This is a genomic window from Phenylobacterium sp. (assembly GCF_036677185.1).
Classification (GTDB): Bacteria; Pseudomonadota; Alphaproteobacteria; order Caulobacterales; family Caulobacteraceae; genus Phenylobacterium.
The window spans coordinates 69,623-85,061 of record NZ_JAKFEN010000018.1; the positions used below are offsets into that span (position 1 = coordinate 69,623).

At 69.3% G+C, this 15,439-nt stretch carries 16 protein-coding genes; 6 read left to right on the plus strand and 10 right to left on the minus strand.

From position 1 onward, the window contains the following. Window positions 1-29: 29 nt before the first annotated feature. Genes V6M51_RS08840 through V6M51_RS08855 form a run of 4 tightly spaced genes read right to left on the minus strand, consistent with a single transcriptional unit; the run spans window position 30 to window position 3,689 of the window. On the minus strand, window positions 30-1,163 hold the full coding sequence (locus tag V6M51_RS08840; protein ID WP_332766415.1) for an ABC transporter permease: 1,134 nt from the start codon (window positions 1,161-1,163) through the stop codon (window positions 30-32). Next, on the minus strand, window positions 1,160-2,077 hold the full coding sequence (locus V6M51_RS08845; RefSeq protein ID WP_332766417.1) for an ABC transporter ATP-binding protein: 918 nt from the start codon (window positions 2,075-2,077) through the stop codon (window positions 1,160-1,162). Before V6M51_RS08845 ends, V6M51_RS08840 begins: the two co-directional genes overlap by 4 nt. Continuing rightward, window positions 2,074-3,048 (minus strand): HlyD family secretion protein, encoded by a 975-nt coding sequence (locus V6M51_RS08850; protein ID WP_332766419.1) that lies wholly within the window; start codon window positions 3,046-3,048, stop codon window positions 2,074-2,076. Before V6M51_RS08850 ends, V6M51_RS08845 begins: the two co-directional genes overlap by 4 nt. Further along, on the minus strand, window positions 3,045-3,689 hold the full coding sequence (locus V6M51_RS08855; RefSeq protein WP_332766422.1) for a TetR/AcrR family transcriptional regulator: 645 nt from the start codon (window positions 3,687-3,689) through the stop codon (window positions 3,045-3,047). Before V6M51_RS08855 ends, V6M51_RS08850 begins: the two co-directional genes overlap by 4 nt. Before the next feature lie 222 nt (window positions 3,690-3,911). Between V6M51_RS08855 and V6M51_RS08860 the strand changes: the two genes are divergently transcribed. The 3 genes from V6M51_RS08860 (at window position 3,912) to V6M51_RS08870 (ending at window position 6,168) form a co-directional block, all read left to right on the plus strand. Beyond that, window positions 3,912-4,481 (plus strand): OmpA family protein, encoded by a 570-nt coding sequence (locus V6M51_RS08860; protein WP_332766424.1) that lies wholly within the window; start codon window positions 3,912-3,914, stop codon window positions 4,479-4,481. A 342-nt stretch (window positions 4,482-4,823) separates the two neighbouring features. Continuing rightward, window positions 4,824-5,123, plus strand: a complete 300-nt coding sequence (gene rpmB, locus V6M51_RS08865; RefSeq protein ID WP_305676483.1) for a 50S ribosomal protein L28 — start codon at window positions 4,824-4,826, stop codon at window positions 5,121-5,123. A 124-nt stretch (window positions 5,124-5,247) separates the two neighbouring features. Beyond that, window positions 5,248-6,168 carry an MBL fold metallo-hydrolase gene (locus V6M51_RS08870; RefSeq protein ID WP_332766427.1) on the plus strand — a complete coding sequence of 307 codons (921 nt, stop codon included), beginning with the start codon at window positions 5,248-5,250 and terminating at the stop codon, window positions 6,166-6,168. A 9-nt stretch (window positions 6,169-6,177) separates the two neighbouring features. Here the strand turns inward: V6M51_RS08870 and V6M51_RS08875 are convergent, their stop codons facing one another. Continuing rightward, on the minus strand, window positions 6,178-7,131 hold the full coding sequence (locus V6M51_RS08875) for an esterase-like activity of phytase family protein (protein WP_332766429.1): 954 nt from the start codon (window positions 7,129-7,131) through the stop codon (window positions 6,178-6,180). Beyond that, entirely contained in the window at window positions 7,128-9,077 is a 1,950-nt protein-coding gene (cobT, locus tag V6M51_RS08880; protein WP_332766431.1) for a cobaltochelatase subunit CobT, read from the minus strand. The genes V6M51_RS08875 and cobT overlap by 4 nt, the downstream gene beginning before the upstream one ends. Window positions 9,078-9,220: 143 nt before the next feature. Here cobT and V6M51_RS08885 point away from each other — a divergent pair, with 143 nt between their 5' ends. Next, window positions 9,221-10,480 (plus strand): hypothetical protein, encoded by a 1,260-nt coding sequence (locus V6M51_RS08885; protein ID WP_332766433.1) that lies wholly within the window; start codon window positions 9,221-9,223, stop codon window positions 10,478-10,480. Between the two features lie 179 nt (window positions 10,481-10,659). Here V6M51_RS08885 and cobS read toward each other — a convergent pair whose 3' ends face one another. Both cobS and V6M51_RS08895 read right to left on the minus strand, forming a co-directional pair. Next, the gene (gene cobS, locus V6M51_RS08890; RefSeq protein WP_332766435.1) at window positions 10,660-11,664 is read right to left on the minus strand and encodes a cobaltochelatase subunit CobS; all 1,005 of its coding nucleotides are present in this window, start codon (window positions 11,662-11,664) and stop codon (window positions 10,660-10,662) included. 81 nt (window positions 11,665-11,745) lie between these two features. Beyond that, window positions 11,746-12,774 carry an AraC family transcriptional regulator gene (locus V6M51_RS08895; RefSeq protein ID WP_332766436.1) on the minus strand — a complete coding sequence of 343 codons (1,029 nt, stop codon included), beginning with the start codon at window positions 12,772-12,774 and terminating at the stop codon, window positions 11,746-11,748. A 101-nt stretch (window positions 12,775-12,875) separates the two neighbouring features. On the opposite strand from V6M51_RS08895, the gene V6M51_RS08900 reads away from it, so the two are divergent. Further along, complete coding sequence (locus V6M51_RS08900; RefSeq protein ID WP_332766438.1) at window positions 12,876-13,733, plus strand: TauD/TfdA dioxygenase family protein; 858 nt, start codon at window positions 12,876-12,878, stop codon at window positions 13,731-13,733. 3 nt (window positions 13,734-13,736) lie between these two features. Here V6M51_RS08900 and V6M51_RS08905 read toward each other — a convergent pair whose 3' ends face one another. Next, entirely contained in the window at window positions 13,737-14,396 is a 660-nt protein-coding gene (locus V6M51_RS08905) for a CDP-alcohol phosphatidyltransferase family protein (RefSeq protein ID WP_332766440.1), read from the minus strand. A gap of 31 nt (window positions 14,397-14,427) precedes the next feature. Further along, window positions 14,428-15,081, minus strand: coding sequence for a J domain-containing protein (locus V6M51_RS08910; protein WP_332766442.1), 654 nt, complete (start codon window positions 15,079-15,081; stop codon window positions 14,428-14,430). A gap of 52 nt (window positions 15,082-15,133) precedes the next feature. On the opposite strand from V6M51_RS08910, the gene V6M51_RS08915 reads away from it, so the two are divergent. Further along, the gene (locus V6M51_RS08915) at window positions 15,134-15,409 is read left to right on the plus strand and encodes a BolA family protein (RefSeq protein ID WP_332766625.1); all 276 of its coding nucleotides are present in this window, start codon (window positions 15,134-15,136) and stop codon (window positions 15,407-15,409) included. Window positions 15,410-15,439 lie beyond the last annotated feature (30 nt).

Sequence of the window (15,439 nt, forward strand, 5' to 3'; positions counted from 1 at the left end):
GGTTAATTCGCCGTAATGCGCGCGCCGCCCTAGTCCAGGGTCCGCCGATAGCGCGCCATGGCCAGCGCGGTCACAACGCAGACGAAGGCGACCAGGGCCAGCAGCTCGCGCCACATGTCCTCGATCCCCTGGCCCTTCAGCAGGGCGCCGCGCACCACCCGCAGGAAGTGGGTGACCGGCACCGCCTCGCCGATGGCCTGGGCCCAGGCGGGCATGCCGCGGAAGGGGAACATGAAGCCCGAGAGCAGGATCGAGGGCAGGATGTAGAAGACGCTCATCTGCATGGCCTGCAGTTGCGAGCGCGCCAGGGTCGACATCAGGAAGCCCAGGGCCAGGGAGCCGACGATGAACAGGCTGATCCCCAGGGTCAGCCCGAGCCAGCCGCCTAGCATGGGCACGTCGAACAGGAAGCGGGCCAGCAGCAGGATGATCACGGTCTGGACGACGCCCACCACCACATAGGGGGCCAGCTTGCCGACCATCACCTCCAGCGGCTCCACGGGGGTGGCCAGCAGGCTCTCCATGGTGCCCCGCTCGGCCTCGCGGGTGACCGAGAGCGCGGTCATCATCACCAGGGTCATGGAGAGGATGACCCCCAGCAGACCCGGGACGATGTTGTAGGCGGTGATGGCCTCGGGATTGTAGCGGCGGTGGACGACGACTTCGAAGGGAGCCTTGCCCATCGCCCGGGGGCTCAGGGCGCCTTTAAGGTCGTTGACGAGGGCCTGGTTGGGCAGGGCGGCCAGGGCCGCCACAGCGGCGCCGGTGGCCGAGGGGTCGGCGGCGTCGACCTCGACCAGGATCTGGGCCTTGTCGCCCCGCGCCACGCGCCGGGTGAAGTCGCCGGGGACGGTGATGGCGAACTGCACGTCGCCGCGCCGGACCATCTCGTCCAGCTCGGCGGGCGAGCGCGCCTGGGCGACCAGGTCGAAATAGGCGCTGTTGTGCAGGGCCGAGGTGATCGAACGGGCGAAGACGCTGTCTTCCTGCACCAGCAGGGCGGTGGGCAGATGGCGCGGCTCGGAATTGATCGCATAGCCGAACAGCAGCAGCTGGACCACCGGCAGGCCCAGCATCATGGCGTAGGTGACCCGGTCACGGGTGAGCTGCTTGAACTCCTTGACCATGACCGCGAAGACCCGCGTTGGGGAGAAGCCGTTCATCGGAAATTGTCCTCCGACTGGTCCATCAGCCGGATGAAGACGTCCTCCAGGCTGGGCTCGACCTGCGTCCAGCGGAACGGTTCGCGGCGATAGGGGGCGATGGCGGCCTCCAGGGCCGCGCGGTCCGTGCCTGAGACGTGCAGGGACTGACCGAACGGCGCGGCCATCTCGACCCCGTCCCGCTTGGCGATCTCGGCGGCGAGCCGGTCGATGCCGGGGCCCTCGCCGTTGAAGGTGACGAGCTGGGTGTCGGCGATCACCTGGTCGGCCGTGCCGCGGGCGATGAGCTTTCCGTAGGCGATGTAGGCGATCTCATGACAGCGCTCGGCCTCGTCCATGTAGTGGGTGGAGACCAGCACGGTCAGGCCCTCGGCCGACAGCGCGTGGATCTCGTCCCAGAACGTGCGCCGAGCCTTGGGATCGACACCGGCGGTAGGCTCGTCCAGCAGCAGCAGCTTGGGTTCGTGCAGGGTGGCGGTGGCGAGCGCCAGCCGCTGCTTCCAGCCGCCGGAGAGCGAGCCCGCGAGCTGGCCGCGCCGCTCGATCAGGCCCAGGCGCTCCAGCGCCCGGTCAACCCGGTCCTTGCGGTGGTCGAGGCCGTGGACGCGCGCCGAAAACTGCAGGTTCTCCTCGAGGCTCAGGTCCTCGTAGAGCGAGAATTTCTGGGTCATGTAGCCGGCGCTACGTTTGATCAGGTTGGCCTGTGTGATGATGTCGAGGCCGAGCGCCGTGCCCTCGCCGCTGTCGGGGGTCAGCAGGCCGCAGAGCATGCGCAGGGTGGTGGTCTTGCCCGAGCCGTTGGGGCCGAGGAAGCCGCAGATCCGGCCTTCCTCCACCTGCAGGGATACATTCTGCACGACGTGCTTGTCGCCGAAGCTCTTGTTCAGGCCGCGGACGTCGATGGCGAGGGTCATTTGCCGGCGCCGATCGGTTCGACGTCCACGGGCTGGCCGGGATTGAGCCGCGCCGAGGGCCTGGCCTCCACCAGGTAGACCAGCCGGTCGCGGGCGTCGCGGCTGTAGATGATCGGCGGGGTGAACTCGGGCCGCGGGCTGATGAAGGTGATCTTCGCCGTCAGTCCGGCCTTGCAGCCGTCGCAGGTGAAGGCCACCACCCCGCCGGGGCGATAGGCGGCGATGTCTCGCTCGGGGACGAAGAACCGCAGCTTGATCCGGTCGTCGGGCAGGAGGGCGACGATGGGCTGGTTGGCGGGCGCCCATTCGCCCTGCTGAAAGAACACCTCCTCGACCCGAGCCGCGCCGGGGGCCAGGGGGGCGATGTCGGTCAGCCGTGCGTCGGCGGCGCCGAGGACAGCGCCGGCCTGCTCGACCCGGGAGTCGGCGGCGCGGATCTGGTCGTCACGAGCGCCCAGGGCGGCGGCCTGCCGCTGGCGGCGCGCGGCGGCGAGCTGGGCGGCCGCCGCGTCATGGGCCGACTGGGAGTCGTCCAGCCGGGCCGGGGCGTAAATGCCTTGCCGCACCAGGGGCCGGATCCGGCGCAGGTCGGCGGCGGCGTCACGCAGACGCGCGTCGGCCGCGGCGATGTTGGCGTCGAAGACGGCCAGCTCCACGGCGCGCTGGCCCTTGCGGACGTCCTGGGCCTGGGCTCGGGCGGTCTCGACCTCGGCCTGGGCCTGGTCGCGCTGGGCCTTGAGCTGGGCGGGGTCGACCACGAACAGCCGCTGGCCCGCGATCACCCGGTCGCCCCGCTGGACGAAGACCTGGTGGACGCTGCCGGCCACCGGCGCGGCCAGATAGAGCGGCTCGCCCTCGACATAGCCGGTCAGGGCCTTGGGCTGGGAGAGCCGGGGTGCGACCCAGATCACGGTGATGACGGTCGCGGCGGTGAGGAGCAGGCCTCCGACCAGCAGGCGTTGCGGCTTCATGGTTGGGCCTCCGGCTGGACGAGCATGCCGCGCAACCACAGTTCGGCGTGCTGCCTGGCGAGCGCCGGTATGTCGAAGGGCTCGGCCCCGACCGGCTCGAAGGTCTCGCGCCAGATGACGCCCACCAGCATGGGGGAGACAAGAGAGAGGGCGTACTGGCGCGGATCGCCCGGCCGCAGCTCGCCGCGGGCCTGGGCGGCGGTGATCGCCAGGGTCATGGCGCCAAGCGCCGGGCGGATCAGGGTGTCGTGCCAGGTCCGCGCCAGTTCCGGGAAGTTGCGTGACTCGCCGATCACCATCTTGACGATGCCGCCGATGGGAGTGGTGGCGATCATCTGGCCCAGGACGCTGACCGCGCCCCGTATGAGGTCGGGAAAAGAGTCCGGATGTGCTGCGATATTGGCCTGGATCAGACCTAGGTTGGGCGCCACGCCCATTTCGACCACCGCGCGGAAAATGTCTTCCTTGGTGGCGAAGTAGAGATAGATCGCCCCTTTCGAGACCCCCGCGCGGGCGGCGATATCGTCCAGGCGCGCCGCGGCGAAGCCCTTCTCCGAGAAGATCTCGAAGGCGGCCGTGACGATCTCGTCGGGCCGCTCCGCCTTGCGTCGCTTGAATTTCGGTCCGCCCGCGGGAAGCATGTCGCGGCCCCTAATAACTGACTGGTCAGTTATTAATATGCGCGAACCGAGTCCTGTGCAAGGGGTTGCTGGAGCGTCGGCCGCCGTTAACTACGGTCAAGCTGAGCCAACTCCCCGCCGCAACCATGTCACCAAACGGCCGTTTTAAGGCGTCAGCACGCACCGACGCCGGAGAGATCCGAAGGCCGGATTGGCGTGCTGAGACCCTTGAGGGAGAAAAAGATGAAGACCAGGAAGACGAACGTGGTGGTGATGGGCGCGTTGCTGTTGGGCGCGCTGAGCCTCGGCGGCTGCGCCACCAAGAAGTACGTCAATGAGCAGGTCGGCGTTGTCGACACCAAGGTCGCGGCCCACGAGACCCGGATCGGCGAGCTGGACCGGACTTCCCGTGAAGCGCTGGAACGCGCGGTCGCCGCCGGCAAGCTGGCCGAAGGCAAGTTCATGTACACCGTGGTCCTGTCGGACGACGCGGTGAAGTTCCCCCTCGACAAGGCCAGCCTGTCGCCGGAAGCCGAGGCGCGGATCGCCGCCCTGGCCGAGCGCCTGAAGGCCGAGAACCGCAATGTCTATGTCGAAGTGCAAGGCCACACCGACGCCACCGGCACCAACGCCTACAACGAGCAGCTGGGCGCCGACCGGGCCGAGGCCGTGCGCCGCGCCTTGAACAAGCAGGGCGTCGCCCTGAACCGGATGTCCTCCATCTCGTATGGCGAGGAAGTTCCGGTGGCGCCCAACACCGACCGCGCCGGCCGTTCGGCCAATCGCCGCGTGGTTCTGGTGGTGCTGAGCTAGCAAGTCGGGAGGCCCGAGGTGCGGGCCTCCCCGCTTCCGCGGCGGCTTGGAGATTCGCGGTTAACGTGAACAGGGGAACCTGCGGAACACGGCCGAAACGAACCGTGACCGAATCGGCGACTCCGCTCGATTCAGCCTTTGTTCCCTACAAGCTATTGTATCTCAAAGGCCCCGAGGCACAAACGCGTTCCGGTCCCGCTTGCGGTTTTTTGGCCTTCCGGGCCCAAGATGACCGCTTCCGTGGCCGGTCCGCCTTGACGCCGGACGCAGCCTTCGCCTATATCGCCGGCTCTCGCGCGGGTCCGCCCGCCGCATCCTTATTTCTCGCGTAGGTCAGAAGCCATGTCGCGTCGTTGCGAACTCACCGGTATCGGCCCCATGGTCGGCCACAATGTGAGCCACTCGAATATCAAGACCAAGCGTCGGTTCCTGCCTGCGCTGGCGCCCGCCACGCTGCAGTCGGACGCGCTGGGTCAGACCTTCCGCCTGCGCATCACCAACGCGGCCCTGCGCACCCTGGACTTCCGGGGCGGCCTGGACGTGTTCCTGATCAAGGCCCGCGACGAGAACCTCTCGCCGCGCGCGCTGAAGATCAAGAAGCAGGTGAAGGCCAAGCTCGCGGCGCAAACCGCCGCCGCCTGAGCCCAAGCTCATCGGATTTCGAAAGGGCCGTCCCTCGGGGCGGCCTTTTTGTTTTGACGTGCGCCCTGGCGCGTGGAGTGCTTGGGCCTATGTCTGCGTCGAGCAGACCTGGAGAGGCGTCGCCATGATCCCAAGCAAGACCGTCGCGGCCCTGGCCGCGCTCATCGCCCTGGCCGGATGCTCGCCGAAGAGCGAGCCCGCCGCCCCCGCCGCACCGCCGGCCGCCGCTCCGTCCGCCGACGTCTTCAATTTCAAGATCGGCGCACTCGATGCGACGGCCCTGAAGGATGGCGTGCTCCTGGTTCCCAATGACGGCAAGACCTTCGGGATCGGGCGGCCTGCCAGCGACGTCACCAACCTGCTCAAGGCCGCCGGACAACCGACGGATATCCTCAACCTCAGCATCCAGCCGCTGCTGGTGCGCGGCGAGGGCAAGGTCCTGTTGTTCGACGCCGGCGCGGCCGGGGTCTCGTGGGCGCCCCAGGCCGGCAAGCTCTCCGCTTCGCTGGCCGCGGCCGGGGTCCAGCCCGCCCAGGTCACCGACATCTTCATCTCCCACAGCCACGGCGACCACATCGGCGGCCTGGTGCTGGGAAGCGGCCTGCTGGCCTTCCCCAACGCCGCGATCCATATCTCCGCCCCCGAGTGGCAGGCGATGCAGGCCGACGCCAGCCTCGCGCCGACCGTCGCCGCCATCGCCCCGAAGGTCGCGGCCTTCCAGCCCGGCGCCGTCATCCTGCCCGGCCTGGTGACCGCCGTCGCGGTGAAAGGCCACACGCCGGGCCATAGCGCCTACGAGATCGCCTCGGGCGCGGAACGGCTGCTCTATATCGGCGACGCGGCCCACCATTTCGTCGTTTCGGTGCGCAAGCCCGACTGGACCATCGACTATGACGGCGACGCCCCCACCGCCCAGGCCAGCCGCCGCGCCCTGTTCAAGCGGGCGGCGGACGGAAACCTCCGACTCTACGCGCCGCACTTCCCGTTCCCCGGCGTCGGACGTGTCCGCGCCGAGGCCGACGGCTTCGTCTGGGTTCCGGAATAGGCGAGGGCCCTACGGCTTCCAGTCGAACGCCAGCAACAGGGTCCGCTGGGAGCTCTGAAAATTGTCGTCGGAAAGCAGGTAGAACCGAATGGTCCCGTCCTTGGCGGGGACCGCCGCCAGGGCCTCGAAATTGTCGACCGTGAGCGGCCTGGCCAGGTCCATGCGGGCGACCTCGGCCTTGTCGTCGCGCACCACCAGGCTGACCCGGCTGCCGCGCACGGGGTCCCAGGCGCGAAGCAGCCAGGCGGTGCGGCCCTGCGGCAGGCGGGCGACCGCCACCAGGCCGGACTCCGGCGGCTTGGCGATGACCGGACCTGGCGTGCAGCTGGTCGAGACCCGGCAGGTCCAGGTCTGGCCGCTCTCCTCGGCCCCGGCCACATAGGCGTCGGCGCCCGAGGCGGGGTCCGGGCCAAGGGCTTCCAGCCCGCCGTTGTCGGGGAAGGCGGCTTCCGGCATGGGCGCCGGCCGCGGCGGGCCGCCGGCGGCGGGATAGAGCCAGATGCGATGGCGCTGCTCGAAGCTCACCAGCAGGTCGCCGCCCGCCAGCAGGGCCAGGCCCTCGGAATCGCCCTCCTGCTTGCCCTGCAGCGGTTTGCCGTCGGGATTGGTCAGGGCCGCGACACGTCCGTCCGTCAGACCGGCCAGCCGTCCGGCCTTGTCCAACACCAGCCGGGCCTTGATCAGGTCGCCCTCGTCGCTGACGGAGGTCACCGCCCCGCCGGCGCCGATGGCCAGGTCGGACAGGCCGTGGAAGCGCGCGGTGTCGGGCGAGGACAGCACCAGGCCGCCGGCGTAGCGGAAGGCGCCAACGCGGTCCTGGTCCGGATCCTGCGGGTTCAGGGCGACCGCCGTGGCGGCGATGGCGATCCCGGGTCCCGCCGCGACCGGCGAGGCTGGCAAGGTCACGGGCTGGGCGCAGGCCGAAAGCGCGAGCGCCGCGGCCAGGACCAGTCCCGATCTCACGCGACGGCTCTCCGCACTTCCTTGAAGGTCGAGCGCCGGGCGGCGGGTCCCTGCGGCCCCTGGGTGTTGGGCGGCGGCTGCAGCAGGTTGGCGTTCTTGCGGGTGACCCGGCGGACCTCCTCGTCGAACAGTTCGGCCAGCTGATCGACGATGGCGCCGGCCAGCTGCTCCACGTCGACAATGGTCACGGCGCGGCGATAGTAGCGGGTCACGTCGTGGCCGATGCCGATGGCGATGAGCTGGACCGGGCTCTTGGCCTCGATCTCGCCGATCACCTCGCGCAGGTGGCGCTCCAGGTAGTGGCCGGAGTTCACCGACAGGGTCGAGTCGTCCACCGGCGCGCCGTCGGAAATCACCATCAGGACGCGGCGCTGCTCGGAGCGGCCCATCAGCCGCTGGTGCGCCCACATCAGGGCCTCGCCGTCGATGTTCTCCTTCAGCAGCCCCTCGCGCATCATCAGGCCGAGATTGCGCCGCGCCCGGCGCCACGGGGCGTCGGCGGCCTTGTAGATGATGTGGCGCAGGTCGTTCAGCCGGCCCGGCTGGGCGGGCTTGCCGGCCTTCAGCCAGTCCTCGCGGCTGGTCCCGCCCTTCCAGGCCCGGGTGGTGAAGCCCAGGATCTCGGTCTTCACGCCGCAACGCTCAAGGGTGCGGGCCAGGATGTCGGCGCAGACCGCCGCCACCATGATCGGCCGACCGCGCATGGACCCGGAATTGTCGATCAGGATGGTGACCACCGTGTCGCGGAACTCGGTGTCTTCCTCCTCCTTGAAGGCCAGCGAGGCGGTGGGATCGGTGATCACCCGCGTCAGGCGCGCCACGTCCAGGATCCCTTCCTCCAGGTCGAAGGTCCAGGAGCGGTTCTGCTGGGCCATCAGCTTGCGCTGCAGCTTGTTGGCCAGGCGCGAGACCACGCTGGAGAGGCTGGCCAGCTGCTGGTCGAGATAGGCGCGCAGCCGGGTCAGCTCCTCGGCGTCGCACAGCTCCTCGGCGGCGACCACCTCGTCATGGGCGGTGGTGAAGATCTTATAGGTGGCCTGCTTGCCCTCACCCTTCAGGTCGGGACGGGCCGGCTGCTCGCCGTCGCCCATCTCGGGGGGCTCGTCGCTGTCCTCGGCGTCGGAATCGTCGTCGGCCTGCATGGCCTGGCTGTCGGCGTCCTCGCTCTCGCGATGGGTCGCTTCGCTGTCGTCCATGGAGGTCTGCTGCGGCGACTGGCCCTCGCCGTCGCCCTCGTCGCCATCATCGCTGGCCTCGCTCTCGCCCTCGTCGCCCTCTTCGTCCTCGTCGGACTGGTCGGGGGCGTCGGAGAGGTCGTCGCCCATGGAGAGGTCGCGCAGGATGGTCCGGGCGATGCGGGCATAGGCCTTCTGGTCGTGGAAGGCGTCGGCCAGCTTGTCGAGATCGGGGCCGGCCTTGCTCTCCACCTCGGCGCGGAACAGGTCGACCAGGGCCTTGGCCATGGCCGGCGGCGGCTCGCCGGTCATCCGCTCGCGGGCCAGCAGGCCCACCACGTCGGCCATCGGCGGATTGGCCAGGGCCTCCAGCTGGTTCAGCGGTTTCTTGGCCCAGGCATGCTCGTGCACCGCGCGCAGGTTGTCCTTGACCCCGCCGAGGGCGTTGGCGCCGACCGCCTCGATGCGGGCCTGTTCCAGGGCGTCATAGACCGGCGCGCCCAGGGCCGAGGCCGGCCGCGCCTTGTTGTGGGCGGCGACATCGTGGTGGGCGATGCGCAGGGCCATCTGGTCGGCCAGGCCGCGGATGCGCGAGGCGTCGGCCGGGGTGAGGTCGCGCGGGGGGTGCGGCAAGACCGCGCGCTTGCCGGTGAGTTGCGGCCCCTCGCCGGAATAGACGATCTCCAGGTCGGGCATCTCGGCGAGCGAGCGCGCGGCGTTGGCCAGCGCGCGCTTGAATGGCTCGATAGGGCTTTCCGGATTCTTCGCCATGGTCCTATCGTCATAGCGCGCAGGCGATGGGGGAGGGAAGGGTCCCGTGGCGTCAGTGTCGCACCCTGGTGGAACGTCACACTCCATTTACACATTCACGCAAGGGTTGCGATGAGTCCTAGCGCATTGATTGGGAGAGAAGTTTGACCGCGGTGGCCTGTCTGAGAGTGGCCGTCGAAGCCGATCGCACCGGCATCCCCGCGGCGACGTTGGGCCCGCTGGTGGCCAAGTTCGCTTCGGCCTATCTCGAGAGCCGCTGGCTGTGGCCGCGCAAGTTCGCGCCGCTCACCCATTACTCCTTCCTGCTGACCGATCCCGGCTCCGACGAGATGAACGTGGAGGAGCTCGCCCGGCTGTCGGACGAACTGCAGATCAAGCTGTTCGGCGAGGCCGAGGATGGCGAGGTCGGCCTGCTGCTGTTCGAGGGGCCGCCGGAGGCGGTGACCGCCTTCGCCGCCCTGGACGCCGCCACCGTCGCCCGCGCCATGACCGATCCCAGCCTGCTGCCGCCTGGCGGCCGGCTCAGCCGGATCGAGACCGCCGAACAGACGGCGGCGCGCGTCGCCAAGGAGGCCCCGCCGAAGCCGAAGGTCTCTCGGTCGAGCGGCCCGGGCTGGGTCGAGCAGCACGTGATGATCGGCCAGGACCCGATGGCCGACGCGGGGGAACTGCTGAAGCAGGCCCTGCCGCAGCTGGTGGGTCTGCAGGGGATCTATTTCACACCGCGCGGCCTCTTCGTCGGCGACGTGGTGAGCTCGACCCCGGGAACCGCCCGGACGCACCTGACCCTGGTGGAAGGCGCCGACCACATGCCCCGCGAGCCGGAGGCCTTCGATCGCGACTGCGTCGAGGCGGCCCTGCGCTATCTGGAGCCGCCCGGCGTCACCGGGATGCTCTACCTGCCGATCTGCTATTCCAACATCATCCGGTCCAGCTCACGGGCGGACTACGAGACCCTGCTCCAGGCGCTGCCGTCGGACCTGCGACCGCAGCTCGCCGCGGCGGTCTACGACGTGCCGCGCGACCCGGCCTTCACGGCGCTTCGCCAGCTTCGCACAACGCTGGAGCGCTATTTCATCAAGATCGACCTGCGCACGCCCGACCCCGGCTTCGAGGTCGAGAAGCTGCCGCACGAGGCGGTGACCAGCGTCACCCTGGTCCTGCCCGAAGGCGACACCAGAACCCGGCTGGTCGCCCTGCGCCGCTTCGCCGAACGGCTGCCGCTGTTCAAGCAGAAGCGGATCTGGGCGGCGGTCACCAATGTCCGCAACAAGGTCGAGCTGGACGCCTGCATCGCCTTTTCCATCCCGTTCGTCACCGGGCCGGCCATCTGCCGCCTGCAGACCGAACCGGTCGGCGGGCGGATGCAGGACATCCGCGCGCTGCCGGTCCTGGCGGCTTAGGGTTCCACCCCACACACGTTCGTCATGGCCGGGCGCAAGTCCCGGCCATCCATGACCTCCGGGCCAGCGGATTGTCTGCGGCGTCTATGAATCCCCGATACGCGCGGAGCCTGTCCTCGGACCGGGCCAAAGACCGGGCCCGTGGGCGCGGTCGAGGATGACGAGTTTGGGAGCGGCCTCTAAGCCACCCGCACCCGAGCCGTGCTTTCCGGCAGGTCTTGCCCGAACGCCCGCTGGTAGAACTCGGCGACGGTGCCGCGCTCCAGCTCGTCGCACTTGTTCAGGAAGGTCATCCGGAACGACAGGGCCAGGTCGCCGCCGAAGATCTCGGCGTTCTGCGCCCAGGTGATCACCGTCCGCGGGCTCATGACCGTGGAGATGTCCCCGTTCATGAAGGCGTTGCGGGTCATGTCGGCCACGCGGACCATGGCGGCGATGGTCCGCTTGCCCTCGGGATTGTCGTAGTGGGGCGACTTGGCGAGCACGATCTCGGCTTCCACGTCGTGGGCCAGGTAGTTCAGCGTGGTGACGATCGACCAGCGGTCCATCTGACCTTGGTTGATCTGCTGGGTGCCGTGATAGAGGCCCGTGGTGTCGCCCAGACCAATGGTGTTGGTCGTGGAGAACAGGCGGAAGAACGGGTTGGGCCGGATCACGCGGTTCTGGTCCAGCAAGGTCAGCTTGCCCTGGGCCTCCAGGATGCGCTGGATCACGAACATCACGTCCGGACGGCCGGCGTCGTATTCGTCGAACACCAGGGCCACCGGCCGCTGGATGGTCCAGGGCAAGATGCCTTCGCGGAACTCGGTGACCTGCTTGCCGTCCTTCAGGACGATGGCGTCCTTGCCGACCAGGTCGATACGCGACACGTGGCTGTCCAGGTTCACCCGGATCAGCGGCCAGTTGAGGCGCGCGGCCACCTGCTCGATGTGGGTCGACTTGCCCGTGCCGTGATAGCCCTGGACCATCACCCGGCGATCAAAGGCGAACCCGGCGCAGATGGCCTTGGTCGTCTCCGGATCGAACTTATAGGCGGTGTCCAGATCGGGCACGTGGGCGTCACGCGTCGAGAACGCGGGCACGGTCATGTCGCTGTCCACGCCGAAGGCCTCGCGAATGGAGACCTTCCTGTCCGGGACCAACGCGATCAGCTTGTCGTCTTGGGTATCGGCGAAAGAAGTCATGGCGGGCTTCGATTACAGGGTTACGCGGTCAATGCAAACGGCAGTTTGCGGGCTCAAGGCGACTTCAGCCTCCGGTGTGGCTCAGGCGCTTTCCGCATCCTGCCGCAGCTTCCGTGGGGTCAGTCCCCACCAGGCTTTGACCGCGCGGGAGAAGGCGCTCTCCTGGGAATAGCCCAGGCGCCGCGCCAGTTCCGCCAGCGACAGGCGCGACTGGGTGAGCAGGAGCATGGCCTCGCGCATCCGCGTCTCGTCGCGAAGCTGCGAAAAGCTGACCCCGGCCTCCGCCAATCGCCGTTGCAGGCTGCGGACCGACAGGCCCAGTTCCCGCGCCGCGGCCGAGGCGGTGGCGGTCTCGAACCCAGCGCGGCGGATCACCGCCTGGACGTGGGCGCAAAGGGCTTCGTCGCGGTCCTGGTCGCGCAGCAGGCCCTCGGCATAAGCCATGTTCAACTCCAGCAGCCGCGGGTCGGCGCCGGGGATTGGCCGGGCCAGATCCTCCCGCGCGAAGACCAGGCCGGCGCGGGGCCCGAACTCCACCGGAAGCTCCAGGAAGTCCTCGTAGACCGCTCGCGGGGCCGGGGCGCCTGTCATCAGCACAACCCGCCTGGGCCGCACGCCCGATCCGTTCAGCCCGGCCCGGCGGCCGGCGGTGGAGCCCAGGACCGACTCGACCTGCAGGCGGTGGACTTCCACCGGGCTCGCGGCGGGGACATAGCTCAGCCGGAGGCCCTCGGCCTCCTGGGCGGCGTGGTAGACGCCGCTGTTGCTGACCAGCTGCTGGTAGCGGAGCAGCCGGGTGAGCGCCTCGCCGACCGTGGCGCTGTGGGCGCCGATGATCGCCACGACGTTTGTGGCCTGCACCGGCAGGCCCGCGCCCACCTTGAGGCCGAGCAGGGGATCGGGGTGCAGCACGGCCGCGCGCCGCCATAGCCGGCGCGCCGAGGCCACGTCGACGCGGGAGTCGCGGGCCACGAAGCCCGCCTCGAAGCCGCGCAGGCCATGGGTCAGGGCGCGCCGGTCCAGGCCCTCGCGGACTAGGCCGTCGAGGGCCGCGTTCATCCAGCCCGCCATGATCGTCGAGGCGCCACGCATGAGCCGACTAGAAGCCATGCGCCAGCCAGAGCCAAGTCCCGTGGCGCGTGATGTCAAATCTTCGGCGCGCAGGGCCAAGCCGACCGGCCTAGGGTGAGCCTCGAACCGGAGGAAACGTCATGGGCCAGGTCGCCGAGATCGTCGTCACGCAGCAGGAGAGCGGCTTCGGCGCCCGGATCGAGGGCGTGGACCTGTCGCGGCCGTTGGCGCCGGCCGCCCTCGCCGCCGTGAAGGACGCCTGGGCCCGTCATTCGGTGGTGGCCTTCCCCGGCCAGCCCCTGTCGCTGGAGGCGCTGGAGGCCTTCACCCAGACCATCGGTCCGTTCGGGGTCGATCCCTTCATCGCCCCCATGCCCGGCCACCCGAACGTCCTGGAACTGCGCCGCGAGCCCGACGAGAAAGCGACCAATTTCGGCGCGGGCTGGCATTCCGACTGGAGCTTCCAGACGACGCCGCCGGCCGCCACCCTGCTGCGCTCCCAGGTGATCCCCCCGGTGGGCGGCGACACCTTGTTCGCCGACTGCTCGCGAGCCTATGAGGCCCTGTCGCCGGTGATGAAGAAGATGCTGGAGGGGGTGCGGGCGGTCCATTCGGCGACCCGCGCCTACGGGACCCAGGGGATCTTCGCCAAGGAGACCGCCAAGCGGACCATGGAGATCATCGTCTCGCCCGAAGCCGACAAGACGCTCACCCATCCCCTGGTGCGCACCCATCCGGTCACCGGCCGCAAGGCGCTGTTCGTCAGCCCGGTCTACACGGTGGGGATCGAGGGCATGGCGGTGGCCGAGAGCCAGGCGATCCTCGGCTTCCTGTTCGCCCACATCGTCCAGGACCAGTTCGTCTACCGCCACAAATGGGAGCAGGACATGCTGCTGATGTGGGACAACCGCTGCACCGTCCACTTCGCCGAGGGCGGCTATGACGGGCACCTGCGGGTCATGCACCGCACGACGGTCGCGGGCGACGTTCCGGTCTGACGGCTAACCTTTCGCGGCGAGCCGCGCCGCCAGGGTCCGGGTCCGCCGGGCCACCGTCCAGATCGCGCCCAGCACGATGGCGAACAGCCCGACCATCAGGGCCTCGCCCCGCCAGCCCCACAGGGGTTCGAAGGCGGCCACCGCGCAGGCGGCGGTGAGCGCGGCCATCCGGTGCGGCTTGGCCATCGGGCCGGAGAAGTCGGCCGCGAAGCCCAGGCCGCGTCCCAGCTCGCGGACATAGGCGGTCAGCACCGCCAGCACCGCCGCGGCCCAGCCGAGGGGGGCGGCGAACACCATGCCCGAGGCCGCGGCGCAGTATCCGGCCCCCAATAGGAACAGGGCGTCGGCGATGCGGTCGGGCAGCTCGCTCCAGATCGGGCCGGACGTGCCGCCCTTGCCGTGTTCGACGGCCACCATGCCGTCCAGCAGGTTGCAGAGCAGCCGCAACTGGATGCAGACCCCCGCCCCGATCAGGTGCGCCCCGCGCGACAGGCCCTCGGCGAAGCCGGCGGCGATGAACAGCACCAGGCCCAGCACCGCGAACGCCACGCTGCCGGCCGAGATGGCGTCGGGACTAACCCCGGCGCGGGCCATGGCCGCCGCCAGGCCCTGGGCCCAGGTCGGGTCGGGTGTCTTCAGGGGATCGGGCGCGGCGCTGGTCATGGGACGGCCTTGGTCCTTCCGCCGCGGAGATTTAGGCCATCTTGGCCTTGCGCAGGACCTGATAGGCCTTGATCACCCGCTGGAGCTTGTGTTCGGCCGAGCGGTCGCCGCCGTTGCTGTCGGGGTGGCAGCGCTTCACCAGCTCGATGTAGCGGGCGCGGATCTTCGGGGCGTCGGCGGAGTCCTCGAGGTCGAGGTCGGCCAGGGCGTTGCGCTCCAGCTTGCCGATTCGCCGGGTTTCGGGTGTCACCACGCGGGCGTTGGGTCCGCCGCCACCGAACAGGTTGAACGGATCGCGATAGCCCTGGCCCTTGCCGAAGTTGTGGCTGGCCGCCGCCGATTCGCGGGAGAACCGGCTGGCCTTGAACTCCCAGGTCGGGCGGTCGCCGGCGGCGCTCTGGGCCTGGCGCTGACGCACCTCGCCCTCGCTCATCCCGGCGAAGAAGTTCCACTGGCGGTTATATTCGGCCGCGTGGCCCTGGCAGAACCAATAGTGCTCGTTGAGCATGTCGCGGGATTTCGGCGCGCGCGCCGTCGCGGCCAGGCGGCACCCCGCATGGTCACAAGCCCGTTCCCCGGGCTTCAGCGCATAGACGTCGTCATCGGCCTGTGCGGCCTCTTCGGGGGTCGGCGGACGCACCCGGATGTCGACGAACTTAGGCTTGTATTGAAACGCGCCGGCCATGACCCAAGTATGAGGCTCCTAGAGTCCCTTTCAAGAATTGAACTTGATGCCGATGGGCGCCATATTTGAGACCATCCACGACAAGCTCACCGCGGCGTTCTCGCCCACCCGCCTGGAAATCCAGGACGACTCCGACCGGCATGCCGGCCACGCGGGCGCGACACCAGGGGGAGAAAGTCATTTTAACGTATTGATCGAGGCTGCGGCCTTCGCTGGAGCGCCCAAGGTGGCGCGCCAGCGTATGGTCTACAAGGCCCTGGCTGAAGAATTGAACGGGCCCATCCACGCCCTTTCGGTCAAGGCGCTGGCTCCCGGAGAGCCGAGCTAGAATTATTTCCTGGTTCGCCGGACTGCGGCG

Bases quoted from the DNA above. Each gene is read 5' to 3' on its own strand.
- V6M51_RS08840 (WP_332766415.1), bottom strand. From the start codon at position 1,163: ATGAACGGCTTCTCCCCAACGCGGGTCTTCGCGGTCATGGTCAAGGAG.
- V6M51_RS08845 (WP_332766417.1), bottom strand. From the start codon at position 2,077: ATGACCCTCGCCATCGACGTCCGCGGCCTGAACAAGAGCTTCGGCGAC.
- V6M51_RS08850 (WP_332766419.1), bottom strand. From the start codon at position 3,048: ATGAAGCCGCAACGCCTGCTGGTCGGAGGCCTGCTCCTCACCGCCGCG.
- V6M51_RS08855 (WP_332766422.1), bottom strand. From the start codon at position 3,689: ATGCTTCCCGCGGGCGGACCGAAATTCAAGCGACGCAAGGCGGAGCGG.
- V6M51_RS08860 (WP_332766424.1), top strand. From the start codon at position 3,912: ATGAAGACCAGGAAGACGAACGTGGTGGTGATGGGCGCGTTGCTGTTG.
- rpmB (WP_305676483.1), top strand. From the start codon at position 4,824: ATGTCGCGTCGTTGCGAACTCACCGGTATCGGCCCCATGGTCGGCCAC.
- V6M51_RS08870 (WP_332766427.1), top strand. From the start codon at position 5,248: ATGATCCCAAGCAAGACCGTCGCGGCCCTGGCCGCGCTCATCGCCCTG.
- cobT (WP_332766431.1), bottom strand. From the start codon at position 9,077: ATGGCGAAGAATCCGGAAAGCCCTATCGAGCCATTCAAGCGCGCGCTG.
- cobS (WP_332766435.1), bottom strand. From the start codon at position 11,664: ATGACTTCTTTCGCCGATACCCAAGACGACAAGCTGATCGCGTTGGTC.
- V6M51_RS08895 (WP_332766436.1), bottom strand. From the start codon at position 12,774: ATGGCTTCTAGTCGGCTCATGCGTGGCGCCTCGACGATCATGGCGGGC.
- V6M51_RS08900 (WP_332766438.1), top strand. From the start codon at position 12,876: ATGGGCCAGGTCGCCGAGATCGTCGTCACGCAGCAGGAGAGCGGCTTC.
- V6M51_RS08905 (WP_332766440.1), bottom strand. From the start codon at position 14,396: ATGACCAGCGCCGCGCCCGATCCCCTGAAGACACCCGACCCGACCTGG.
- V6M51_RS08910 (WP_332766442.1), bottom strand. From the start codon at position 15,081: ATGGCCGGCGCGTTTCAATACAAGCCTAAGTTCGTCGACATCCGGGTG.
- V6M51_RS08915 (WP_332766625.1), top strand. From the start codon at position 15,134: ATGGGCGCCATATTTGAGACCATCCACGACAAGCTCACCGCGGCGTTC.